This is a genomic window from Nostoc sp. (assembly GCF_036919615.1).
Lineage (GTDB): Bacteria > Cyanobacteriota > Cyanobacteriia > Cyanobacteriales > Nostocaceae > Nostoc.
The window spans coordinates 190,886-216,538 of sequence record NZ_JBALCN010000097.1 but is presented as its reverse complement, the minus strand read 5'-3'; the positions used below and the strand labels follow the sequence as shown (position 1 = coordinate 216,538).

General features: G+C 41.7%; 18 protein-coding genes and 2 pseudogenes. 7 read left to right on the top strand and 13 right to left on the bottom strand.

The annotated features are described in order from the left end of the window. Position 1 precedes the first annotated feature (1 nt). Positions 2-166, bottom strand: a complete 165-nt coding sequence (locus V7K48_RS29405) for a hypothetical protein (protein ID WP_335077961.1) — start codon at positions 164-166, stop codon at positions 2-4. Between the two features lie 272 nt (positions 167-438). Between V7K48_RS29405 and V7K48_RS29400 the strand changes: the two genes are divergently transcribed. Further along, on the top strand, positions 439-1,113 hold the full coding sequence (locus tag V7K48_RS29400; protein WP_335077959.1) for a hypothetical protein: 675 nt from the start codon (positions 439-441) through the stop codon (positions 1,111-1,113). A 251-nt stretch (positions 1,114-1,364) separates the two neighbouring features. Further along, positions 1,365-1,536, top strand: a pseudogene (locus tag V7K48_RS29395) (IS701 family transposase); the annotation flags it as partial. A gap of 285 nt (positions 1,537-1,821) precedes the next feature. Here the strand turns inward: V7K48_RS29395 and hetR are convergent. The 6 genes from hetR to V7K48_RS29365 form a co-directional block, all read right to left on the bottom strand. Beyond that, the gene (gene hetR, locus V7K48_RS29390; RefSeq protein ID WP_335077957.1) at positions 1,822-2,721 is read right to left on the bottom strand and encodes a heterocyst differentiation master regulator HetR; all 900 of its coding nucleotides are present in this window, start codon (positions 2,719-2,721) and stop codon (positions 1,822-1,824) included. Positions 2,722-5,006: 2,285 nt separating this feature from the next. Beyond that, the gene (locus V7K48_RS29385) at positions 5,007-7,421 is read right to left on the bottom strand and encodes an EamA family transporter (RefSeq protein ID WP_335077955.1); all 2,415 of its coding nucleotides are present in this window, start codon (positions 7,419-7,421) and stop codon (positions 5,007-5,009) included. A 691-nt stretch (positions 7,422-8,112) separates the two neighbouring features. Next, positions 8,113-9,399: an inorganic phosphate transporter gene (locus V7K48_RS29380; protein ID WP_335077953.1), complete on the bottom strand. Its 1,287-nt coding sequence runs from the start codon at positions 9,397-9,399 to the stop codon at positions 8,113-8,115. An 81-nt stretch (positions 9,400-9,480) separates the two neighbouring features. Further along, complete coding sequence (locus V7K48_RS29375) at positions 9,481-10,527, bottom strand: zinc-dependent dehydrogenase (protein ID WP_335077951.1); 1,047 nt, start codon at positions 10,525-10,527, stop codon at positions 9,481-9,483. A gap of 57 nt (positions 10,528-10,584) precedes the next feature. Then, positions 10,585-11,424: a PIN domain-containing protein gene (locus tag V7K48_RS29370; protein WP_335077949.1), complete on the bottom strand. Its 840-nt coding sequence runs from the start codon at positions 11,422-11,424 to the stop codon at positions 10,585-10,587. 4 nt (positions 11,425-11,428) lie between these two features. Continuing rightward, positions 11,429-11,896: a helix-turn-helix domain-containing protein gene (locus V7K48_RS29365; RefSeq protein WP_335077947.1), complete on the bottom strand. Its 468-nt coding sequence runs from the start codon at positions 11,894-11,896 to the stop codon at positions 11,429-11,431. Positions 11,897-12,382: 486 nt separating this feature from the next. Here V7K48_RS29365 and V7K48_RS29360 point away from each other — a divergent pair, with 486 nt between their 5' ends. Further along, the gene (locus V7K48_RS29360; protein WP_335077945.1) at positions 12,383-12,889 is read left to right on the top strand and encodes a GNAT family N-acetyltransferase; all 507 of its coding nucleotides are present in this window, start codon (positions 12,383-12,385) and stop codon (positions 12,887-12,889) included. A gap of 155 nt (positions 12,890-13,044) precedes the next feature. Here V7K48_RS29360 and dacB read toward each other — a convergent pair whose 3' ends face one another. After that, a complete protein-coding gene (gene dacB, locus V7K48_RS29355; RefSeq protein ID WP_335077943.1) occupies positions 13,045-14,517 on the bottom strand; it encodes a D-alanyl-D-alanine carboxypeptidase/D-alanyl-D-alanine endopeptidase in 1,473 nt (490 codons plus the stop codon). 213 nt (positions 14,518-14,730) lie between these two features. Here dacB and V7K48_RS29350 point away from each other — a divergent pair, with 213 nt between their 5' ends. Continuing rightward, complete coding sequence (locus V7K48_RS29350; RefSeq protein WP_335078074.1) at positions 14,731-15,330, top strand: hypothetical protein; 600 nt, start codon at positions 14,731-14,733, stop codon at positions 15,328-15,330. Positions 15,331-15,487: 157 nt separating this feature from the next. Here the strand turns inward: V7K48_RS29350 and V7K48_RS29345 are convergent, their stop codons facing one another. Beyond that, the gene (locus tag V7K48_RS29345) at positions 15,488-15,985 is read right to left on the bottom strand and encodes a tellurite resistance TerB family protein (RefSeq protein WP_335077941.1); all 498 of its coding nucleotides are present in this window, start codon (positions 15,983-15,985) and stop codon (positions 15,488-15,490) included. Positions 15,986-17,190: 1,205 nt separating this feature from the next. Between V7K48_RS29345 and V7K48_RS29340 the strand changes: the two genes are divergently transcribed. Next, a complete protein-coding gene (locus V7K48_RS29340; RefSeq protein ID WP_335077939.1) occupies positions 17,191-17,361 on the top strand; it encodes a DUF4351 domain-containing protein in 171 nt (56 codons plus the stop codon). A gap of 147 nt (positions 17,362-17,508) precedes the next feature. Here the strand turns inward: V7K48_RS29340 and ilvB are convergent, their stop codons facing one another. The 4 genes from ilvB to V7K48_RS29320 form a co-directional block, all read right to left on the bottom strand. Further along, positions 17,509-19,422, bottom strand: a complete 1,914-nt coding sequence (gene ilvB, locus V7K48_RS29335; RefSeq protein ID WP_335077937.1) for a biosynthetic-type acetolactate synthase large subunit — start codon at positions 19,420-19,422, stop codon at positions 17,509-17,511. Positions 19,423-19,554: 132 nt separating this feature from the next. Continuing rightward, entirely contained in the window at positions 19,555-20,817 is a 1,263-nt protein-coding gene (locus V7K48_RS29330; RefSeq protein ID WP_335077935.1) for an MFS transporter, read from the bottom strand. 142 nt (positions 20,818-20,959) lie between these two features. Beyond that, positions 20,960-21,559 carry a hypothetical protein gene (locus tag V7K48_RS29325; RefSeq protein ID WP_335077933.1) on the bottom strand — a complete coding sequence of 200 codons (600 nt, stop codon included), beginning with the start codon at positions 21,557-21,559 and terminating at the stop codon, positions 20,960-20,962. 270 nt (positions 21,560-21,829) lie between these two features. Next, positions 21,830-22,657, bottom strand: a complete 828-nt coding sequence (locus V7K48_RS29320) for an IS982 family transposase (RefSeq protein ID WP_335077932.1) — start codon at positions 22,655-22,657, stop codon at positions 21,830-21,832. Between the two features lie 341 nt (positions 22,658-22,998). Between V7K48_RS29320 and V7K48_RS29315 the strand changes: the two are divergent. Together V7K48_RS29315 and V7K48_RS29310 are read left to right on the top strand one after the other, a co-directional pair. After that, positions 22,999-23,433: pseudogene (locus V7K48_RS29315) on the top strand (DUF3137 domain-containing protein). A gap of 493 nt (positions 23,434-23,926) precedes the next feature. Then, on the top strand, positions 23,927-25,048 hold the full coding sequence (locus V7K48_RS29310; RefSeq protein WP_335077930.1) for a ferrochelatase: 1,122 nt from the start codon (positions 23,927-23,929) through the stop codon (positions 25,046-25,048). The last annotated feature ends 605 nt before the right edge of the window (positions 25,049-25,653 follow it).

Here is a 25,653-nt window from a genome sequence, read left to right as displayed (position 1 = left end):
TTTAAACTTTACCCAAACATTCCATTTTGACATTCCACTGATTAGAAATCAGAGATTCTTGGTTCTTTGAGGCTGCTTGCCTTGGTATGACGTATCCTACCAAAGTAGAGGCATCAACTTTTGCGCCAGTTGCTTTAAGTCGGTAGAGCCGACCACTAGCTGCCAAGCCTGAATTCCGACGTGCCCCGCCGTACTCCTGACAATAAGTTTTTTGTGTTTATTTAGTTTCGTAGGCTACTCAATCATCAGATTGGTTTACGCAGTATTCTTACTCTGAAATACTTTTTACGTCGCCTACTTATCTTTCAAACAGTTATACTAACACAATTTTCGGCATAATTAATTATGTCTATACCTTGCTCCCGCTGAAATTCTTTTATTGCAGAGGATTTTTAAAATATTTGAGTTAGCATAACCTTGGGTGTTTGGAGAATGGCAATGTCAATGAGCAAAAAAGTGGTTAACAAAGGTAAGAACAAACAAGCTAGTTCCACCTCCAGGATTTTAATAGTACCAGTTTTGGCTATAGCTGGATGGTTGACAACGATCTTGCCTAATGTGGCTGTTGCTGCCTCCTACAGCAATGATTATAGTGTCTGTGCTGGTCGCGTTTTGAAGGTGGGTGTAACGGCAGAAGCGGCATCAGAAGCTTGTGCAAAGGCACTGCGTCCAAAAGATTTGGCTGCTTGTGTGGTTAAAATTGAAAAGCAGACCCAAATTGCAGCCACAGATGCTCTTTATTCTTGTGGCAAGGCCCGGCGTCCTGAGGAGTTAGCTACCTGTGTTGTCGGTGTAAGTTCAAGTACTAAGGAAGCAATTAATCCGGCAGCTTTAGATTACTGTGGTCGCAGTTTGTTGCCCGTGCGTTTTGGTCAGTGTGTAGTTGGCTTGCGTAGTCAAATCGACCTTCCCCCTACCCAGGTATTGGATACTTGTATTAATGCTAGTGACAGTGTTATCGGTGCTTCATCTTCGTCTACACCACCCACTTTAATACCTGTGGAATCAAGTCCAAGTCTCGAGACTACCCCAGTTCCAACGCAACCGCTTGTTCCAACGCAACCGCTTGTTCCAACGCAACCGCTTGTTCCAACGCAACCTGGCACTAATTAAATTACAGTGCTTTGTAATTGACTGAAAATACAGATTAATTTTTTGTAGGGTGGGCATTATAATGCCCACCCACTATAACTTGAGCGACACTATTCATCTAAAAGTTGTCATAATTGCCTTCTGTTTACAAATTCTGCAAACTAAATACTTACAATACAAAAGTCACAAAACTGCTTGTGACTTTTGTACTACTAGTAGAGTTTTATAGTGTAAATAGACCAGTCATACCCCTACTTTTAACTGGACTTAGACAGATGACAGATGGTTTGAGGCGCAGGTGGGCAAATAAACCTTTGAACACTTTTACTCAAGCTTTAGAAGTCTTCAGAACAGCTATGTATGAGTCGATTTTTCGATTGGTTGACCCTTCATCGTGACGTGTTTGCTGCAAATATCGCCAGTTTGGGCTTGATTTGGGCTTAATTTTGGTCTAAGTCCCGTTAAGCAAGGGATAAAACCAGTGAAAAGCTTACTTTATAAGCTTTTTGAATTTTGAATTTTGCGTAGCGGTACTAGTTATAGCTTGGCAAAAATCCAGCTACCATCTAATTAACTAGACAATTAATTAAGCCCCTTGTTAAAGGTAGGCAAACTGACACCACAGGGTACTAGTACGTCACGGCGGAAATAGAGCAACCATTTAAAATCCCTAAAAAGCCCATTCCATAATACTTTTGACTTTTGACTTTTAACTTTTGACTTGCGGTACTAGTCTTCTCTTTCGCCAAAAGCCGTCTGCAAAATCACCGCAATACCTCCGTCTTGGTGATATTTATCTGCCCAGGCACGGATAACTTCATCCAATTCTTCCATAGCCTGCTCCATTTTTTCTGGAAGGATATCAAGTTCTTCCAGCAAGCGCATGGCATTTCGTCGCCGTTCTGCCCAATTTTTCATCATCCGGAAATACCGAGCGGTATCTTCCACCATGATGTAAGTGCGTTCTTGATCGTCTGCTGGGGCATAAAAAGGACGGGTAAGAGCGTAGAAGGGCATTCCCCAAGGAGAATCAACGCGTGTTACTGTGCCTGAGTAGAGCAGACGGCGCTTGATATGCTCACCCAAGGCTTCACTCAAAGGCATTTGGTGTTCAGGTGGCAAGTCTTCTTGCGATCGCTTGTGCAAAAACTCAATCAAATCCAGAAACTCAAAAGAGCTAACTAACTGGGCATCAGGTAGATTACTTGGCAGTTTTTGCTCAATTTGTCTTTTTTCTTCACTTGTTAAACTGCTACCAGGAACGCGCGATCGCCCCGGTTGCCAAGGATACTTTTCTAGCCAGACATAAGGCAATTGAATCAAATAGCGAGGTTCCTGAGAACCCAGCATTTTTAACAGTTTGCCTTCTGTTAACGCCTGTCTGACTTCTTCTACAATAATTTTTACCCGTTTCGGCTCCAAGTGGTGCAAATGCCCTGTCATTCGCAGGTTTTGTCCCTGCTCGAGATAGGTCATGTAAATTGCACACTTTGCTGCTGTTGCGGCTGCATCCAAAAATGCCCCATGCCTGTGCCCACTCGTCCGCATGGCACTAAAAGCCAGATAAAGCATGATCTGATCCATCGCACTGGGGTCAAGACGTTTGATCAGATCTATGTCGTTACTCATATTACAGACAATTGAATAGCACGTTTACACAATTTTTAATCGAGTGAAAATAGGTAGTATACACCTGGCTGAAGGCTATCTTTACTTCAGACTATATTAGTATGCGATAACGACGATATCGGTGGTAGCACAAACTACCATTTTCGCATATTTTCTGGCACAAAAGCAGATTTGGTGGTTGTGACTATAACTGTCTCTGCATCTAACGGAAAATTACAGACACCACCAAGTCCAGCTTAACGGCGGTTTATATCCCAAAAGTCAACTGTGTTGCAATTATTCTACAAAGCCTTTCAGTTCTCTGAAGTTTTTCTCATCTCTTAATAGCAACTAACGTCAAGCTGTTTACACCTAATTATGGCACTATGCCGACTTAGAGTAAAAACTAGTTTGCGCAGTTCATCTGGGATATTTGTTACTCGAAAAAGATGGTTTTTTCAGCTTTGGCGAATTATTTTTAGTACACAGGTGGCTAGAAATAATTGGGAGTGGTTTAAAAAGAAATCTCTTACCAGCTGTAACCACATTTAGAGGTTGAGCCACACGGCCTGTTGTCAACGATCATCCCGTTCACAACCTCCAGTGATGTCTCGGCAGTATCAGCCGTTGGCTTGAGGGAAGATAGTAGACATCAAGTAAAAAAAATAATTCCAATTTCAAAATACCTGTTGTTTTATCAAATATCGTTCATTATCATATCATTGTTTTTTGGATTTGGAATAAAATTATATATTTTAAAGTTTATAAATGATGCGTATTTAAACAATTCCTGTTTGGCTAAATCAAGGTTTGATGATATTTTTATTTTCCATCCCAAATCCAAGTTTTATTTATCCTTTTTCGTTAATAATTTGACACAGAAAGCCGCGATCAATTCTGATTAAATCGCGTCGCCATAAGGCTTTGTTGCTCGTGCTAATAACCTAAATATTAGTTACTAGCCATACATATAATAAAATACCTTGGATTCCATCTGACGATTATTTAGAGATTTTTTTCAATGAATTTATATTTTTTTCATGAAATAATTTTAAATTTTCATGATTTAACTAATTCATTGGCTACGTTCAAGTATGTTTTTACCTCCCTGTTTTATATATTTGAGAGACTTTAATTACGTAGATAGTTTGTTGCTAGAAAAGGAGGATAATCCGCAGCAAGCTACGATATAAGTCTTTCTGTTGGTGTCTGTGCGATCGCAGACCAAATTGACTAATACAGACCGACAGAAATAAATATACCATCTCACCAAACTCAATAAGTGAGTGGGCGTGAATAATTAAAGGTTTACAGTGAGTTGGTGCAGTCTTCTCCCTTGGCGTTAGCCTCTTCCTTTGGGAGAAGGGGAAACGCTTTAGCGGATAGCGCAGCGTAAAGCCTGCGGCATAGCGTCTCGTAGAGAGCGTCTGGGAGTTTCCCCCATGAGCGACTAACGCTCCTTCGCAGCGTTAGCGAGTCTTCTCCCTTCGCGCAGTGTCTCGTAGAGAAGGGGAGATGCCAAGCGGCGAACGAGCGTCACCCGTTCGTGCAGCGTCTCCGTCAGGAGAAAGGTAAGCTGCTTCAGCCTTTACTAGGAGACAATTTAATTAATTTTACATTGCGTAACATAGTTTAATTTATTCTTGCCCACTCACTTAGGCTCTCACGCTGAAAAAACGGGTTACTCTGAATACTTCTGCTACTTCTTCATCTCCTAGTTCCAAAAAGTGCTGCAATGGTCTTAACTTTTTGCCAATCTCCTCTGTGAGCAAGTACTCGTGCTTAATTGCTAGAGTCAGTACTACTCGTACTGCTTATATATACGTGTTTTCCCTACCTGTATCAGGCAAAATCCATAAAAATATATTACAAGTCAAGTTATTCTGATTACTGCTTATATACAAGTGTTATCCCGACCTGTATGAAGCTAAATCCATAAAATATATTATTAATAATGAGATATTAATCGCTGATAGCGCTTCTCGTACCCTCTAGGAAGCCGCTACACGATAAATGAGGCACAAGAGTAGGGTAGCACAGCTAGCTGTGCTACCCTACGAATTGCTGTACTTCATGCAATTGAAAACTGCTATATAGAGACGTTGTATTGCAACGTCTCTACACGGAGCAAATTACCACTCAATCTGATTGACGCTGACTACTCCAATTTTTTTATAGATATAAAAATTTAGTATCTAAATATATACCTGCGATCGCATTAGTGGCGTATTAACCTCAGGATTCATGCTGAGAGTGATGGAAGGTAAAGTGGCTCCCATCACACCTAAATTGATTGAACTCGCCATTTAATTCGTGGGACTAGAGGGTTTAACCTGATTTCGCATTGTTTCAAAGCTGAAAGCAGCAGTGCCAAAGGTCACTAACAACACTCCGAAAATTTGCCCGATATCCAAATTTTCTTGAATGATTAACCCAGCGAAAATTACAGTTAAAACTGGGATGCTACCACCGATGAGTGCCGATCGTGAGGCACCTAGTTTACTAATGCCAAGATTGTTCAGCAAATAGCCTGCAAGAGTCAGCACACCCAAAATAAATGCGCTTAAAACCAGTTCCAGCATCTTAGAGGGGTCAACTACCAAGTTCCAACTGCTTGGTAAAGGTAGCATTAAACAGATAAAGCTCAACAACAACATGGTAGCGAAGTTAATTAAAGTAAAAGTCACAGGATGCAGTTTGCTAGCACAAACCCGCGTCAGAATTATGTAGGCAGCAAAAGCCACGCCCGAAAGAATGGCGGCGCTGCTTCCCATTGAAATATTACCCAAACCTATACTGGCAGAACTCCCTAAAACCAACAATTCACCGCAGCAAATCGCAGCGATCGCACTGATGCGGAATATAGTAGGGCGATCGCGAAACAGAAACCACGACAATAGACCACTAACCATTGGATAGACAAAGAACAGTGCGATCGCCATTCCAGTCGTGACTTGAGCGATCGCAATGTATATGAGCACCTGAGACAAAAACAAAAAGCACCCACTCACAATCGACAACAGCAAAATCTGCTTGGTAGCTGCATTAGCAGATGTGGGATTTCCTCGGACTGAAGCGGCCAAGTTTTCCAGGTCTTGCCACAATCGGGGATGCAATATAGGAGACAACAGTACCATTAGTGGGACCACTACCATAAATCGTAGCGTCAAAATTAACAGAGTATTACCCAAAGTCGGCCGCAGCAACCGCTCCACCTCTAATACTCCAAAAATCTGGGAACCTTCATGGAAAATCACCTTGATGGCTACGTTGTAAAGCGATGACACTACTACCGATAAGACAATCAGCAAGAAACCGATTTGGATCGACGATAAGCCTGAAGATTTGTGCGATCGGGATTCTGGGGGTTTTGCTTCTGGCTGCGGCTCTAGCGCAGTTGCAGATGAAGATTTAGTTTTGCTTTGTGACACATTTCTGCGGAGGACAGAAGTTGGTTCAGCAGCGTTTCTCCTTAGTGAAGCTGGCATTGCTCCTGGCTGTGGCACGGATGCAGTCGGAGGCTCTGATCTAGTTTTGTTTTCCGGTAAGTCCTTATTGAGGACAAAAATTGGTTCGGTGGCATTGTCCTTTGGTGGCGGAACTACAGCAGCAGTCGGCTCTGATTTAGTTTCCCTTGAAAACAAGTCCTTGCTGGGGACAGGAGTTGGATTAGCAGCGTTTTCTCTAACAGATGGAGGCTCTAATTTAGTTTCCCTTGAAAACAAGTCCTTGCTGGGGACAGGAGTTGGATTAGCGGCGTTTTCTCTAACAGATGGAGGCTCTGATTTAGTTTCCCTTGGAAACAAGTCCTTGCTGGGGACAGGAGTTGGATTAGCAGCGTTTTCTCTAACAGATGGAGGCTCTGATTTAGTTTCCCTTGGAAACAAGTCCTTGCTGGGGATAGGGGTTGGGTTCGCGGCGTTTTCTCTAACAATCGGCGGCTGTGATGTCGTTTCCCTTTGTGAAAATTTATTAGGGATCGGGGAAATTGGCTTAGGGGAATTTCTTACTACTTCGCCAAACGGTGGCGGGGATGTCTCAAAAGAACTGTTTTTCTCTGGCTCCGTAAACTGCAAAACAGTAGGTGTACTTGCTGTTGCTGGTTTGCGTGAAGTTTCTTCTATAGTTTTTTCTAGTTCTCCATGCAGGCGATTAACAAACTCCGTCAAAATCGTTTCCCCTTGCTGCTGCTGGCTATACATCCGTGACAACTGTTGGGAAAGATTACTTTGATAGTTCTTCAGCTCCTGTTGCAGCGAGTTAAAGGTAACAGTAACGGTGTCATCCAGGCTGTCAAACATGTGTTCGACTTTTTCATTGATTTCACCTACTACATTGCTGCTGACTTCAGCGGACTTCAGCGCAGCTTGTTCGTAAGATTTGCCCTCTATAGTTTGGTTAGCTAAAGTTGCCAGAGAGGATTGCAGTTGTGAAGATATATGCTTTGCCAGAACTTCTGCCAGTTGACGAATTAACACTTGCTGCTCAGTGATTTGGCGCACTTGTTGTAAATGCTCTTTTTCCTCTACCAAGCTTTGAATGTCATCAGATAACTGATTTTTTTCTGACTGAAGCCGCTTTACGTCTTCCTGCAACCCTCTGAGGACATTCTGCTGAAGATTTTCTAAGTCTTCAACTACAGCCCAAAGAGCATTTTCTGCTGCTCTGGATAGCTCGCCTCTGACTCTCGGGTTTTCTGGTTGCTTCTCGAATCGCCCCATTAGCTTCTAACCTCTAACACCTTGACGATAAAGCTGCTTCCCGTACAATTTCTTGGCGCTCATCTTAATTTCCTGTATTTTGTCAGATAAATTAAAAATTTTAACAGCACTTCCGCATTTCAACGTAATTCTGTCATACTGAACACAACTTGGCAAAGCATCAATTTTACGATATTACTTAATACACAGTGTTTTCTTCAGCATTGACAGTATTTGCTCAGTTTAATTTACATCTATTCGCCAATGAGATTTTTACTTTGAAATAAATCTCACTCCAATAGGACTTACGCAAAAAACCTCTCAAACTCTTATTCCTCCGTGTTTTCTGCGTCCTTTGTGGTTCGATTTTCCGTTACCTGTGCGTAAGTCCTGTCCAAATAAATATTTATTGTTTAGCTGCCAATAGTAATTATCAAAGACTTGCAGATGCGTGCGCTACCGCCACAAAATTGTCTGACTTGCGAAACCAGCTGTAAATTCGTGTGGAATGTAACTTGTGTGACAGTTTACATCTCTCAATAGAGATTAAAGTATCTTTCTGTGGAAATTCAAAGTTACGCTATCCCCTGCACAACATTCTAATGAATGAGCAGCAATTCTGCAAAAATACGCTTTTTTGGCGTTGTTGCAGTCTAGGTTTTGCTGGGAGTAAATGCAGTAGAGAAAAAAGTTAGGAAAATATTAATAATTCTTAGAAGAATAAAATCCGGGCAATGCTAAAGATGGCAGCGCTAAGGACAGCACTCACGGGAATTGTAATTAGCCATGCGGCGGCAATACCTTTTAGTGTTTTGAATTTAATCGACTTGATATTTTGCACTAGTCCAATACCAACTACACCACCGACAAGGGCGTGGGAGGTGGAGACTGGTAAACCTAGCCGGGAGGCGATGAGGATGGTGGTAGCAGTAGCAAGTTCGGCACAAAATCCACTACTAGGTTGCAAGGCAATAATATTTTCGCCAATGGTGGCAATGACTTTTTTACCCCAGACAGCTAAACCACCAATAATACCAGCACCACCAAGGATTAAAATCCAAATGGGAATAGTGATACCATCTGTAGGTACGCTACCAGTGCGATTAATGTAGACGATCGCAGCTAAAGGAGCGATCGCATTTCCCACATCATTAGAACCATGAGCAAAGGCTACAAAGCAAGCACTTAGCAGTTGGAATCGTCCGAATAAGCGCTCAACTGGATCTTGGATTGATGGTAATTCCTGAGTCTGGAGTGGAAATTTTTCCTCTACTTCCGCCAAATCTCCCAATTGTCGCCAACTAATGATTGTGAGTCCAACTGCTGCTATTGCACCCGTTAACAGTGGGATGTCGTAAGCAGGGATTGTAAAACCAAGCTCAATTACAAAATTGGTTAGCGGTTCAGTCAGCGATGGTAATACAATCACGCCGAATACACCTAGCAGTAGAGTACTCAACCAGGGAATCCACTCTTGTAACTGCACTAGTTGATTGGGTTGATCCAAAATCCAGTGCTTGATTTGACTGTAAAATAAAGCGGCGATCGCACCACTAATTAACGGCGTCAAAACCCAGCCAATGGTAATTAAGCCAATTGATGACCAATCAATTGCATTTACTCCTAAAGCTACCCAACTAAATCCGGCGATCGCACCAACAACTGCATGAGAAGAGGATACAGGTAAACCGCGTGATGTGGCAATTTGCAACCATATACCACAAGAAATTAGCACCGTTACCATTCCAATAACGAATATTTGGGGTGTAGCAGCGAATAAGGCGGGATTAGCAATTTTCGTCGCTAGAGTTTGGGTTACCTCATGCCCAAACAATACAGCACCCGTAAACTCTAATACCCCAGCAATTATTAGTGCCTGTTTGAGAGTAACAGCTTTGGAACCTACAGAGGTTCCCATCGCGTTAGCAACATCGTTTGCTCCGAGATTCCAAGCGACGTAGAAAGCTAGTAGAGCAACTGCAACTAGGGTAATAAGCATTTTTTTGAGTTTAACAAAAAGACGAGGGAGCAGGAGGAGATGGGGGAGAAAAATTACTTCCTCATCTCCCTCATTTCCCTTTTACGGATAAATTAAGATTTTATAAGTATCCGGTGTGGGTGCGATCGCAACTTCGACAGCTGCTGATAAATCTTTTAATGGATAGCGATCGCTAATCAGCGCTTGCACGTCAATCCGCTGATTAAATACAATATCAGCTGATAGACTCTGAAGCCGATAAGATGAGCTGTAACTACCTATCAAGTCAATTTCCCGACGGTAGAGGATATTGGGGTTGATGGAAATTTCCACCTCATCAGGGAATTCGGCGAAAAACAAGATTTTCCCACCCTTGCGGGTACAATCAAGTGCTTGAAAGAAGGCTTTATCACTAGGAACAGCCAGCAGGGTAACATCAACACCCAGTCCACCAGTTAAGGCATGGATTTTTGCTGGTAAATCGGGATCACGAGCATCAAAAGCCGCCTCTGCACCGACACTCAAGGCTTTTTCAATTCTAGAGGGCAGTAAATCGGTGGCGATCGCTTTTGCTCCGAAATACTTCGCCAACATAATGAACATTAACCCAATTGGCCCAGCACCAGTAACTAAGACAGTTTGTCCTGGGGCAATTTGGGCTTTTTTAACAGCTTTCAAGCAGCAGTTAGTCGGTTCTACAAAACTCGCTTCTTCAAAACTGATGCGATCGGGGATGGGAATTAGCCCACCGTTTTGGACAATATGTCCGGGAACCTTGACATAATCAGCAAAACCGCCGCCACTAGCGTTAAAGCCTGCGGTTGTGGAGATGTTTTTGTAAACATCGCACATGGAGAAATTATCATTTAGGCAGTAGGTGCAACGCATACAGGGGATGTGGTGCATCACCGCTACCCGTTGTCCAACTTGCCAACCTTTGACATTATTGCCTAATGCTGCGATCGTGCCGGCAGTTTCATGTCCAAAAATGCGCGGCGGTTCATACAGTGGATAACGAATTTTTTTAATATCTGACTGACACAACCCCACTACCCGCACCTGTACCAGCACTTCATCTGGTTCTAGGGTTGGAACTGGGATATCTTCGTAAGACAGTTGATTGACGCCTCTAAATACTTGTGCTTTCACGTTGGTTTTCCCTGCTCAACGATACTAGATGTAACATTAGCAGTCAACGTTAGGCTATCAGTTTTCCGATTTCTGTGTTTTAGCTTGTTCTAATTGTTGCTCTAAGCTTTGTTCAAATATTTGGAATGCCTTGATATCCGCTGATAAAAGACTTCCCTGAATTTTCCCATTCTCAACTCGCAGGATTTCCCCTCGGTTGTCTTTAGCCGTAATTGTTAAAATTTCCCCTTTTTGCCAGAGTCGATACTGTTCACCCTCAAAATATCGACCACCCTTTGGTGCTATTCTTGCAAACTTACTCTTCAAGGTTGTTTTGGCAATTTGCACGATTACATCAGAATATTCATGGAAGCGAATGCTACCAGCAAATTTTGTAACATTATTCTTTTTTTCTAAGTTATCCAGCAATTCAACAACAGTCAGCGGAGGGTTCTTGAGATCCTCTGATTGCTGCCGAATTACTTCAATCATTTTTCCTGGAAATTGCTCATTAAGATAAACCAAAAAATCATCTGGATGCCAAGCCTCAATATCCCAAGGCTTTAAAGCTTCTGCTGGAAAGTCATCTAAATCAGCAGTAACAATTACTTTTGCCTTGGCAATTATAGCAGCAGCGACAACATGGTAATCACCTGGATGATTTGTCATTGATGCAACTAGCTGTTCTGGTACTTCCACTATTGCTTCAGGAAAATGCATCTTGAGCATTTCTTGAAAGCGTGCTGCCTTGGCATCTGTCATCTTTCCCTTCTTTACAAGGTTGCGAGTAGCACCTTCTAGAATTTCTTGTGAAAAATGAATTTGGTAAAGTTCTGCCTCAGCAGCACGGAATAACGTATCACACAGAGGCATAGGGTAGATAACGCAGGAGTCCAGAACAACAGAGAAAGAAAGCATCTTATTAGTCTAATTTGCTACTCTCCTCATCATAGAACCCCTCATCTTGCAGAAATTGAGTCAATTCCTTCAAACCTTCTCGGCGCTTGGTGTCCCGCTGTTGTTTATATTTCATTAAATCATCAAAACGAACCCGGCGATGTGAACCCACCTTGATGTAATCAATGTCGCCTTGTTCTAATAACTTGATCAAGTAAGGACGTGATACATTAAGGAGTTCAGCCGCTTGTTGTGTCGTCAGTTCCTGTTGTTGAGGAATTATAGATATAGCCTTACCTGATGCCATTGCATGGACAACTTGAAGCAACATCTGATAAATCGGCTCAGGAATGTTAATTTTTTCTCCGTTAGCTCCTACCAGTTTCGCCTGAAAATCTTTAACGCTCAGTATGCGATCCAGTTCTTTGATAGATTGAGCTTCTAGCTGTGGAGATATTACAGAATCTAAAGACATGTTCTGTCTTAACATCATATTAGTCTCCTACTGTGTTGCAGGCTTTGTCATTAGCAATGCAATTTACACTGACAATTTTATTCACTATCTTAATCATACACACTACATAAACGAAATATCCGAAAAAGAAAATAAATTATCTTGTCTGAGTCCAAGCTATCTGGAGAAAATATGTCGAAAACTCAGAGAGGTTAAGCGATGGTTGATCATACATATACATCTGATGTCTTAGCTGTCGGTGGAGGAACCGGAGGAACTGCGGTTGCTATCCAAGCGGTACGACGGGAAGCCAAAACTATTCTGGTGAGATAGTGTAGTAATCTGTCAAGTTTGATTTAATAGGTTCGTAGTTGGCGCTGTCTTTGCTAAAGCGCAAACTACGAACAATCCGCACCCCTCAATTATTTATTGACAGACTACTAGGGTGTGTTACGGCTTTCGGAACGCTGTTAACGCTGTATTATTTTTGAATATTTTCTCAAGATTTTCTCCAAGACGGTAGCAATGACTATTCGCCATGCAACTGAAACTGACTTGCCTACTATTGTGGCAATTTATAATGCTGCAATTCCTAGCCGCATCGCAACCGCTGATTTAGAGCCAGTATCTGTGGAAAGTCGCCTTCCTTGGTTTAAGGCGCGATCGCCTTCACAACGCCCACTTTGGGTAATCGAAGTAGAGGGGGTAATTGCTGGATGGCTTAGTTTCCAATCGTTTTATGGGCGGCCCGCCTATAGTACGACTGCCGAAATTAGTATTTACATAGCCCCTCACTTTCATCGATGTGGTTTGGGACGACAACTATTAGCACAAGCAATTAGCGAAAGTCCTAGTTTGGGTTTAAAGACCCTAGTATGCTTAATTTTTGCCCACAATCAACCCAGTTTAAAACTTTTTGAAACATTTGGTTTTCAACATTGGGGACATTTACCTAAAATTGCTGAAATTGACAGTGTTGAATGCGACTTAGTAATCATGGGACTCCGAATTATTGACACTCCCACAGCTTAAAGTTGTGGGAGTGCAAGGTTTCAGTGAATCTGTTCATTGTTGTCAATAAGTTATGGCAGAACCAATATTTTGATCATCCTATACTGCGAGCGCTTCAATTAGTTACCATAGTAGGCAAATGTAGAGACGCGAAATTTTGCATCTCTAAATATTTCTTAACAACGCTGCACCTGTGTTAACAACACAACAATTTCATCAATTGCTTGCCGCACAACTGTTGCAGGTTGCTCTGATTGATTCACAATAATACTAAAAACCAACGGCTCATATTTAGGCACATTCATATATCCAGATAGGGAAACTACACCCGTTAAAGTACCTGTTTTTGCTTGCACAATGCCCTCAGCAGGTGTATCTTGAAAACGGCCCTTTAGGGTTCCACTTTTCCCAGCCACGGGTAAAGATGCGCGATACACATATGCTGCTGGTGTTCTTGCTATTCCTCGCAAAGTTTGTACAAAAGCTTCTGGTGTGACTAAATTACGACGTGATAAACCCGAACCATCCACTAAAACATAATTTGCTGGATCAACTCCCAATTGAGTTAAACTCGCTTTAACAACTTCCAAACCTACATCAGCGCTAGTCTGATTTTTCACTCTGGTTTTTTTCACAGCTAATGCTCTCAGCAGTGCTTCAGCATAAAGATTATTACTATTCTGAAGAGTTTCCATTAATAATTCAGATAAAGGTGGCGACTCTACAAATGCTATTTCCTCTTGATTAATACCACCACTTACTACTAATGTTTGTCCCAAAGTAATTTTTTCTGTTGCCAAAGCACTACGAAAGCGCCGTAAGAAGTAATAATTAGGGTCAACTACAGGCAAATCTATTAAAGACGGTTCGGAATTCGTTGTCAGTTGTCCTTTAATTCGTAATACTGTTCCGGATAATTCACGGGTAACGTTAACGTAGCTTGGTTGATTTTGTGCAACGGTTACTGACTGATTAATTATCCGCCACTGTTTTGCCTCGCCAGCATCAATCCACTGCACTTGTAAAGATTTACCTACAGCCTGCGGTACAAGTTTTAAGCTAAAAATATTTTGATTTAGAATAAAGCTGCTGACTGGTGCGCCATAGTCTGACTGCACATCTTCCCATTGCCAGCTAGGATTAACAATATCACCTTGAATATAACTATCATCAGCTATCAACCGCTGAATTTGGGTAATACCTTTCTGTTTTAGCTGCTGTGCCAATGTTTGCAGTTGAGTATCACTTAAGCTGGGATCTCCCCTACCAACAACACGTAAAACACCATTGCCATTTTGATAAATTGAGGTACGAATCCGAAAATTAGCACCCAACTGCTGTAATGCAGCTGCTGTTGTCAACAACTTGAGGTTAGACGCGGGAGTAAAATATTTCTGAGCATCCCGACTGTAAAGAGTTGTCCTAGTTGACAGGGGTTGCACCAAAATTCCCCAGCGCCCTCGACTGAATAAGGGACGATTGATTACAGTATCTATAGCTGTTCCCAGTTGGCTAGAGCAAATTGATTTTGTAGAAGTTGTTGGTGCAACTGGGGTTTGTGCTTTAGCAACTCTAGAACTAAATCCTATGTGGCTAGTTAAAAATAGTAACAAAACACCTAGTGATTGATTGAAAGTTTTAAGTCTCACCAATTCTCCTTATCCCAAAGATAGATTTTTTAACCTTGCTAATAACTTCTTTCCGGAAAGAGAAGAATTAACTCAGTAAAGTTACTTAATTAGTATAAGGAAGATGTTCACATGTTTCATAGGTGGGCGATCGCACAAACATAGTTTATGGGACTACAAAATAGAAACGTAAGTCAACCTGAATATACACAAATACGGAATCGAGGCAATGGTGTGAGTACATTTTTATCTGGTGTAGCTGTATTACTCTCTACTTTGGCTTTAGGATGTAGCGGCTATGTAGCTTACGAAGTTTTCACGCTACAGCAGACACTAAATGCCAATAATACAGTCACTAACACCATTCCTATTCAAGTGCCAAGTCGTAGAGCTACAACTTCTCCCCAAGCAACGGCTTCACTATCGCCAGCCACTGCTACAACCTCAGCAATTAGCCCTGGTCAATTTGTGCAGCCTGCTTTTGGCAAAAAGGCAGAAATTGAGTTACTTTCAGCAAAGCGAATTAAAGATCCAGAAACTGGAAACCGTGATGTGGTAAATGTGCAAATGCGTATTCGTCGCCTTGCCACAGACAGAGTTGTTGGTGGTGATATTATATCGGTTGCTAGTACAACAGCCCGCAATCCTGACACTAGCGTAACCTATAAAGGAGTTGCTCTTGATCGCTCAACAGGAAGTGTTTCTTTGTTTCAAGTACGTCCACAAGCCTCCGCAGATTCTTATATCTGGCTAAGAGTTCCCGATGGGATCAATAATTTAGACATTTTTGTGCCAGATACAGCTGCATTTAAAAATGTACCAATTTCTAATTAGTGATCTATCGGATTAATTTTGATAACGTGCAAGATTCCCAACTTCATGGATAAATTGGGAATCTAAATAACTTAACTCAAACAAAATTATTTCGTACTCTAAATTAGCAACCCCAAATTAACGATGGTAGATGACTGAGGCTACAATTTAAAATGGATTACTCCTCTTCTTCGTCTTCCTCTTCTTCCTCTTCGTCTTCCTCGTCTTCCTCTTCTTCGTCTTTGAATACTTCGTCTATCAGTTCTTGTGCTCGCTTGTCTGAAATCTTTAAGGCTTCCTGAAGCTCAGAGATATAATCTTGTTCTGTTTCGGGTACTTCCTCATCAATCCCTACGACTAAGATCGCAGTGGTGTATGCAGCTTCGCGATAACCTTTATTCGGTAGGGATGCGATCGCCTGCTCAATTAAAACTTCAGGATCTTCTTCCTCTAGCAAGCTGGCGACTTTCTCAGTCAACTCTTCATAGTCTTCATCAGAGTAATCTTCAAATTGTGAAACGGCACCCAACATTTTACTCAAAGCGTATTGTTCTTCTAGGGTTATACCATCACCATCAGCAGCCGCAGAAAAGAGTCCAATAACTGCGATCGCAACTTCTGGTTCTAGAGCCACTGAACTGGTGCTACGGCCTTTGGGCAACTTGCGTTTAGACATAATTATCCTTTAAAAGTTACGTGATATTTCAGGAAGTAACACCTTGCGGTTTAGAACGCTTCCTAAATTTAGGGTTCCCAAAAGAATGCGGAGAAATACATTGGGATGAATCTTTTTTTCATCAAAAATCCGCTGAAGATCCATTCCTCTGCGGATAAAAACGGTTAAATTTCCTTGAATTATCAAGCTTTTTAGGACTTTGATCTCACTTCCATTCCTCTCTCTTAAAAGCAAAGAGGCTTTGAGGCTTACTCCCCAACGCTAGCAGTGAAGGGGCTGGGGATTAGGTCTGTATTAGACTCAATCAACTGCAAACTGCTATAATCCCGTCTTTACAAGATGTTCTATCATTTCTCTACTTACTTCTTATCTCTAGGATGATAATTGGCGCTTGGTTATTAGCAAACCTATGCTAATAAAAAGAATGTAGCTAAAACATTGTTCCTGGCGAGTTGCGTAGGTTGGGTTAAGGAACGAAACCCAATAATTAACGCTGAATGTTGAGTTTCACTTCGTTCAACCTAACCTACAATTATCGATTTATTATCTCATGATTCATTGATGGAATTAGGGGATGGAAAATAAACGGGTGATATGGCACAAAAAGCTGTCCAGAATTCTGGTCTTTTAATATGCTTTGCTTGATCACCAGAAACAATTTCTCTACGCAATGATTTGACTGTGGCATTGGCAGAGGCAAAGGTAGCGTAAGCTAAGTCAAATTATTTTGTGTTTTGGTATAAAATGTCGAGATTTAACAAAGTTTCTGCATGGTATTGAGGAAAGGCGCTGCGGATTCTTACTTCCAGTGCAGCAGAAAAAGCAGCGATCGCTAATTCAATCTTCTCTGCTCGTTCTCCGAATATTCTGTTACAAAGCCTAAGCTTTATTGCAAGATACTTTGACTTCTGCTGCTTGCCTCAACATATCGCTTTCTTAACAAAACCGTATTTCACCCCTTCAACAGTGCAACTTAGACGGGGTGATTTGTCATAAACATTTTTTGTATTAATTGAAGAAACAGACGAATGACAAAATATATCAGCTTGTGTACAGGTTTTGGCTGGTTTGCGGTTTGAGAAAAATTTGATTAGACAGCTTTTTAGAGAGGAAATTATGCAAGAATCTGTAATTTACCAAGACATTCTGCAAAAGGGAGAAGAACGAGGAAAGAAACAGGAGGCTCTACAACTGATTTTGCGTCTTTGACACGACGGTTTGGTGCAATTGAGCCAGAGGTGCAACAGCAGATTTGCACATTATCCATAACTCAACTAGAAGAGTTAGCTGAGGCGCTGTTGGATTTCTCTAGTCAAACTGATTTAGTCAATTACTTAGGAAATATCTCTTTACCTCAACCTAATCAGGGAGATTAAGTGATGCATAAGCAAGAGGAAAGGGGGCAGGGGGGAGAAAGAACCCCATAAATAAATTTATTTGCTCTTAAACTCTTGATTGCTGACGAATTCCAGCATCTTTCTCTCCTGCTCCCCTGCCTCTCTAGTCAAAATGATCAAAAAGCGTCACAACTTTGTCCCACACTCAGCGCAGAAGTTATGAGTTGGAGCATTTTTTGCATTACAGTGGCTACAATAAACTGGCTCTGCTGCTGCTTTCGGCGGTTGCTTCTGTAAGCCGACCATTTGAGCATTGCTCTTGCCAGGAGCTACCATTGGATAGCAGTTTTCGTCTCTAGTGACGTGGGCATTCAATATCACCGGGCCTTTGTGTGCTAGCATTTCGGCGATCGCATTTTTCAATTCACTGCGATCGCTGATTACCATGCCCTTAATCCCATAGGCTTTTGCTAACAACTCTACGTCTGGCATCCCTACCTCCATATTTGAGCATGAGTAACGCTCACCATAGAAGGCTTGCTGCCACTGGCGTACCATCCCTTGCCAGCCGTTATTGATAATTATTGTCTTGACATTTATCCCATACTGTGCTAGCGTACCAAGTTCCTGCAAACACATTTGGAAACTGGCATCACCGCTAATACAGATGACTTCTTCATCAGGAAACGCCACTTTCGCGCCCATTGCCGCAGGTAAGCCAAAACCCATTGTTCCCAAACCAGCGCTAGAAATCCAGCGCCTCGGGCCATTCTTCAAGAATTGTGCTGCCCACATTTGATGCTGTCCCACATCTGTGGTGTAGAAAGCATGGGGTGCTTGGTTACTGACTTCTACGATCACTTCTTGGGGGGAAATGCTGTCGGAATGCTGCGGCACTATTAGAGGATACTCTTCGCGCCAACGGTTAACTAGATTTAGCCATTCTTGGTTTTGATTAGGTGTAGCCTTGACGCCTGCTTCTTTGCATCGACGCAATAAGTCTACTAACACGTTTTGCACATCGCCGACGATGGGCACTTCCGGAACGCGGTTTTTGCCAACTTCTGCTGGATCGATGTCGATGTGAATTACTTTGGCACGAGAGGCGAATTCGTCTAACTTGCCTGTAACGCGATCGTCAAATCTAGCACCGACGCAAATTAGCAAGTCACAATCACTAACGGCAAAGTTAGCGTAAGCTGTGCCGTGCATCCCCAACATTCCCAAAGCTAGGGGATGATGTTCGTCAAAGGCACCGATCCCCATTAAAGTTGTGGTGACAGGGATGTTGAATAATTCGGCTAGTTCTTTGACTTCTTCATGGGCACCAGCTGCGATCGCACCACCACCGACATATAGTAGAGGACGGCGACTTTCTGTAATCAACTGGATCGCGGCATTAATTTGCCGGGGATTTCCCTTTACTGTGGGACGATAACCGCGTAACTTTACTGAACCTGGTTTCACAGGTATATAGTCAAATTCTTCTAAAGCTACATCTTTGGGGACATCAATCAAAACTGGCCCCGGACGCCCAGTGCTTGCGATGTGAAAGGCTTCGGCGACAATTCGCGCCATATCTTTAGGGTCACGCACTACATAGGAGTGCTTGACGATCGGTAGGGTAATCCCGTAAATATCAGTTTCCTGAAACGCATCTGTACCAATCGACGGACGTGCTACCTGTCCTGTTACTACAATCATCGGGATCGAATCCATGTAGGCTGTGGCGATGCCTGTCACCAAGTTAGTTGCTCCTGGACCAGAAGTGCCAAAGCATACTCCTACTTTCCCCGTTGCACGGGCGTAACCATCAGCGGCATGAGCTGCACCTTGTTCATGTCTCACTAAAATGTGCTTAATAGCACCAGTTGCTTCTACCTTATACAGGTCGTCGTAAATTGGTAGAATTGCCCCACCAGGATAACCAAAAATATAATCAACCCCGTGGCGATGAAGGCTGTCAAGCAGAGCAAAACCGCCAGATGCACGTTTGGGCACGACTGGAGGGCTAGAAGTACGAGACTGTTTGTGATTCTCGATTTGTGGGAAACTAATTTGGGAAGGTAATTCTCCTGCGGAGATACTTTGTGAACGCACGGCCAAACCTCAGATTATAGCTAAAATTAATGCTGAATTCTGTAGTTAAGATTTCATTTTAATTGAAAACTTCAATCAAAATCTTATAAATTTTTATATTAAATATAAAGTTAGACTATTAGCCTACATTAATTAAATTACGTCTTGCAAGACTGTGCGAGTATTTTTCCAAGCCCAAACACCGACAACTACGACAACAATACTCATCCCTACAAGCACAAATCGCAAGCCCAGAGCATCAGTTAATGGCCCAGCAATCGCCAGAGGTAACGCCAGAGCGATGTTGACGGCATGATTTTGAAAGCCAAATACTTTACCGTGCATCGTAGGTGGTGTTTGCTGTTGAATTAAAGTTTGCATGGGCACACCAATTAAGGCAGCACCTACACCTAAAAATGCACAGAGTCCTAACGCCAGCAATAAATTGTGCGTAAAAGTGAACACCCCTAAAACTAGTGCAATCATCAAAAATCCCATCAAAGGTAGGGGCTTGTGACGCAATTTATCACCCCAGTGACCTAAAATCGCTGCACCAAATACCATACCCACCCCTGCTGCTGCCAAGAAAAAGCCAAACTGTTTTTCTTTGAGACCAAACTCTGCGGCTAATCGAATTGTCAGCACTGTTAAGGCTGCAAACACACAATATAAAGTTGTCAGTTGCAACATGGCGTTTAAAATCAAAGGGTTTTTCTTGAGATAGCGCAGGCTCTCGGTGAATTCAGCCCAAGGGTTATTTGATGTCCGCTGTTCCTTCGGTCGTTTGGGTTCTTTAAACTTAATCGGCTGGATGATAGCAGCCGATAATATGTATAATCCACCAACTACAAGCTCTTGACCGTATTCTTCTCCCATCAAGCTTTTCGCCAAACTCAAAATCGGCTCTCCGACTGCAAAGCCAACAATTAAAGCTCCCATCATCGTGCTGCTAAACAGCGCATTAGCTGCCAACAAATTCTCTCGCTTCACCAACAAGGGAATGGCTGCTTGTTCAGCTGGTGCAAAAAACTGCGTCACCGTGGAAATGGCAAAAGTCAGGATTAACAGAATCAGGAACTGCCTTGGCAACAAGGGAAGACACAGCGTCAATAGTCCACGCACAACATCTGAGCCGACCAGAATCAGTTTTTTTGGCAAGCGGTCAACAAAGATACCACCAGCAGAGCCGAACAGAATTGCTGGTATTGTAAACGACAGCATCAAGGTTGAGTACATTGAGTTTTGTGCCAACCCAGGAAGCGGTGGGTAGTTCTCCAGCAGAGCAATCAGCAAAACGAAGAAGACCTTATCTGCTAACTGGGACAGCAGTTGCCCAATCCACAGGAGCATAAAACCACGGTTTTTTAGCAGTGCGCCAAACCCGTTATTAACAGCAGCAGGTTCAGTTGGAAACATTAGATACTTTGGGTAGATGGGTTATGGGGCATAGGACATGGGGCATAGGGCAGAGGGGAGAATAAATACTGATTCCTAACTCCTAACTCCTAACTACTCACTCCTCATTCCTAACTCCTGCTTGCTTACTCTATTGTCCGGACTAATTTGCTTCATAGCGCTTTAACAGCATAAGCAAAAACTCAGCTGCTGTCAGACGACCTTTGGGTGGAGAAATTCCAATGGACGAATCTACCCAGCAGCCTTGTACAGTTTGGAGCACAGACGCAGAGCGGCTTGTCGCTAGACATCGCCACATAGACAAATGATCAACTGCTGGCTGTGCATAAAAGTTATTTTGCCCACTACCTAGCAAACAAGAACTCCAATGGGTGAAATAATCATGACTTATCCGATGAATAGGGAAATTACCTTGTAATGGTACTCCCCATCCATCTATAGCAATAAACGCTTTCACACGACCACCCAAGAGTTGCCACAAACACGCCGCCCCTATTGCCCCGACTACGCCAGCACTAAAGCTGATGAATATAAGTGGTGATTTTAGCTGATCGCTTGGGCGATCACGCAAAAACTGCAAGATGTGAAATGCTGATAAAACCAAAACATCTTTTCCCGGATAAATCAGTATATTTGCGGTATTACAGGCGATCGCGCCATTAAAAACCATATCTAATAATCCGACTTTAAAGCTTTCAGTTAAGTTTGACTCATGAATTCCAGGGCAAATAATTATACTCATTTGTCAATTTTGAAAATTGGGTATTGGAGGATTAATATTTGTGCCTGCACGATCGGATGTATATCGTACTAGCAGCTTTATAATATTAATAACTTAAATCTGCTGTGGCGGTCTATTAACCCAAGTTGCGGGTTATCAAGCTGTGAATGCTTTGCACTTGAATAGTCGTGCGATCGTTCACGATGAAGTGGCGGTTGCGCGACGCGTAACCGCCACTTCAACTAATTCAAAAACACAAATACTGAATTAGATTAAAGCATTATATTTGACTCATTCAATAAATGCTTGTTTCAAAGTAAAAGCAAAAATGAATGCTTCTAACTTCAGTAAAAACCCTTTATAAGTTACTGCATGGATTGACTTTGGAAAGATACAAGTGATGCTACTAAATACCGTTTCAATGTAATGTCTAGTGGACTGCTTGATATACTGATTCCACGGCTCATCCTTACGTTTAGAGTTCTTTTTCCGCATTACTTTCAACTCGATCTCAGATGAGTCGCAAAGGTCATCCTCAGCATGATAATCAGTGTACGCTGCATCACTATATACTTCACTGCCGGATGGTAAATTTAATGGTAGAGCATTTAACGCACGCACATCCGAAGCACTACCAGGCATAAATACAAATTCAACCGGAATACCATTTTTTGTGGTTAATAGCTGAACTTTCACCCCATAGAAATAGCGTTTTTTAGAAGCAATGTAACCCCTGTATTCCTCGGACTTTATTAACTTTACGTTGAAAATCCGAATATTATCACACATTGGTACAGGAAATGAATCTAAAAGATACTCAGTACAATTACTATTTTCTTTGAGTATCATACCTATTTGATGAAATAAATCGTTAATTAACATCGCAACATTGTGTAATCTCCGATTATATCGTGACTTTTCTAACATATCTGGTATGAAGTTGTGGTCTTTCATATAGCTACAAGCATTACTATGATTACCATGAAAGAATATTGCCGCAACCAAAGCCGTTGTAATAATTTCTGCGTCACTCATCCCACGACGAATATCATCTTTATGCCCGATCGCCTTCAACAGGTCATCAGTGATAGCATAAATTGTAATTATTTCGTTTAGCATTACCCCTCCTAATTTTTCCTCTGGAGGGGATTTTATTACTTATGCAACGCTACCCGAACACCTGCAAGCATAACTAGCAACTTGGGTTATTAGCGAAGGACACGTTTGCAGAGCGTCTCGTTGACACAGCCTCTTATAGAGAAGAGAAAACAATAAAAAAATGAACTTTTCACAAATGCTTTAGGATTGCTACATTACCTTATTTCTACTGAGTAGATTATAGCTAATCTACATATTTTTCCGAAATAATACTATTTGAAAAACTATTAGTCTAAGTTATGAATAATCTTAAATCAACTATGTCAGCAACTCCTGATTAATGAACACAAACCAACGAGAAAATGGGCAAAACAACTTTAATTTACAGAAAAATACTGCAAAATGTTACAATTGTTCAACCAAAATTTATTAACGCCAATATTCATACTATTAATCTTGCTAAGAAACAGGTAATTAAATTAGAAGATCCAGAATTTGCTAAACTTTTCACTGTTTATGGTGATGATCAAATAGAAGCACGTTATGTCTAACAGCGTATTGCAGGTAAATGAAGTACACGGATAGGGGCACAATATGTTGTGCCCCTACGATGATCTGTACCTCACCTCGGCGTAGCCTAAGAAGAGAAGTTGTAATCTGCTGTATCTATTAATTTAATAGATAAAATAGTTAGCTTTCGTAAAAAAACCAATAAAAATTTTTATATTTCCTTTGTTGATGACATGATACACATAGCTATTAAAGAAGCAATAGAAAATAATATTATTTCAACCTAATCTCTATAAAAGTGTGTTAAGTTTTGCACCTTTAAGAGAATATTTTGCAACTCTCAACTTGATGTTGGAAATTGTTGAAGATTTAAATATTGATAGAGATATTTGGCAAAAACCTGCACCGAATTAATTTCATTGAGAATGCAACTTTTCAGCATCTTAACCGCTTTCGCTATTCCAGCGATATAGCCATTTTCAATTAGATGAGGTACGCAGATAGACCTACCCCCCTAACCCCCTTCCCGTGTCGGGAAGGGGGAAGAATTCAAAGCCTCTCTCTTTTAGGAGAGAGGTCAAAACTGTACCTTTGATTCAATTTTCCATGCTCAATACCTAATGCTCCACATAAATCTTGTATGTCTTTTGATGTATTATTTTGATTTTCCTACCTATCCTATCCCCCTGGATGGGATATTATTTTACTAGTAGGGGAAATGTGCAAGCTATTCCCTAACTTTATATCTCTCTGCACTCTGGTTATATTGAGGAACTCATTGTGGTTGCCACGCCGGAAAAAGTACAACACACCCACGAGCAATTATCAGGTAAAGACCGTGTAGCCGTACTGCTTATGGGCTACGGCGAAGTCGAAAGCTACGAAGATTTCGCCAACTATAACGAACAGGCTTTAAATCTACTGACAGCAAAATTCGCACCAGTACCAACCTGGATTTATCCCCCCCTGGCGAAACTTTTGGCGCTATTTGACCGCCATGAGTGGGGACACACACACCATGATTTTATTTCCCCACACAATGCCATCTTTGAACAGCAGCGGGCTGGGATCGAGAAGCATATACAAGAAAAGTGGGGTGAGAATGTTCAAGTTTTCAAGGCTTTCAACTTCTGCGCCCCTTTCTTACCCAATCAAGTTCTGGCAGAAATCAAAAACCAAGGCTTCGATAAGCTGCTAATCTACCCACTGCTGGTTGTTGATTCTATCTTTACCAGTGGGATTGCGATCGAGCAAGTTAACAACGCTCTTGTTGAGTTGACTGATGGTGAAGAACACTGGGTTAAAGCACAGCGCTATATTCCTTCTTTCTTCAATGAACCAGCCTACATAGATTTAATGGCTCATCTAGTTGAGGAGAAAATTACCGCTGATTTAACCACAGCTTACCTACCTTCTCAAATCGGCATTGTGCTAATGAACCACGGCTGTCCCCACAAAGCCAAAGGATTTACTTCTGGGATTATCGAAAGTCAGGCGCTGTACGATTTGGTTCGGGATAAATTGATTAACCGCTATCCCTTAATCTCGGTGGGTTGGCTCAATCATGATACGCCCTTAATTGATTGGACACAGCCAAACGCCGAGCAAGCAGCAAATAACCTGATTCAATTAGGTGCAAAAGTGGTAATTTTTATGCCAATTGGCTTTGCCACAGAAAACCACGAAACTTTATTGGATGTACACCATATCATCCATGCTTTAGAAAAACAGCATCCTGGTACGAACTACGTGCAAATGGCTTGCGTCAACGACCATCCGGAATTTTTGGCTATGGCGGGCGAATGGGCTGATGCTCATATTGCACAGTTGCTGTCAGACCAAAATTTGGCAGTTAATCCCCAACTAGCTGGGGATCACCATCATCACCACCATCATCATTAAGTAAAGTTTGAGTTTAGTAGGGTGGGCATAGCTATGCCCACCCTAAACTTTATAGTGTACTCAGTTAACACTCCTACGCTTCAAAGTGTGGAGTTTTTTTATTGAAACTAAGCTTTCTCTGTGCCTGTTACTTAAGCTTAAATTTCCCCATGCTGCATGATATTGATATACAATTATTTTTTTTAATCTATTCTCTAAGTAAAATTAAGATATTACTTACGCATATTCACAGAAATTGCAAGCTCTTGACCATAGCAGGAGCAGACTTTTTAGGTAATATTACATATTGAAAACTGAGATGCAATTTTAACTTTTTATTGATCAGAGCGACAAGCTTTGCAAAATATTTGGTTGGAAGTTTTGAAAGAGCAATACTTGAGTGATTATCTCCGTGTGGGCGAACGATTAAAAAGTAATTGTTGAATTTGAATCACTTAAAAAGAAAATATTTACGTATTTTTACTTATTCATTCTTTATAAATGTTGTAATTAGACTGTAGTTTATACCGGTTACAACCAGATGGAAAATTCATATCTTTAAAGCATGTTTGAAAAACATAAAGTTTACTAAATGCTTATCTGCATTAATACTGTCGTGTATCACT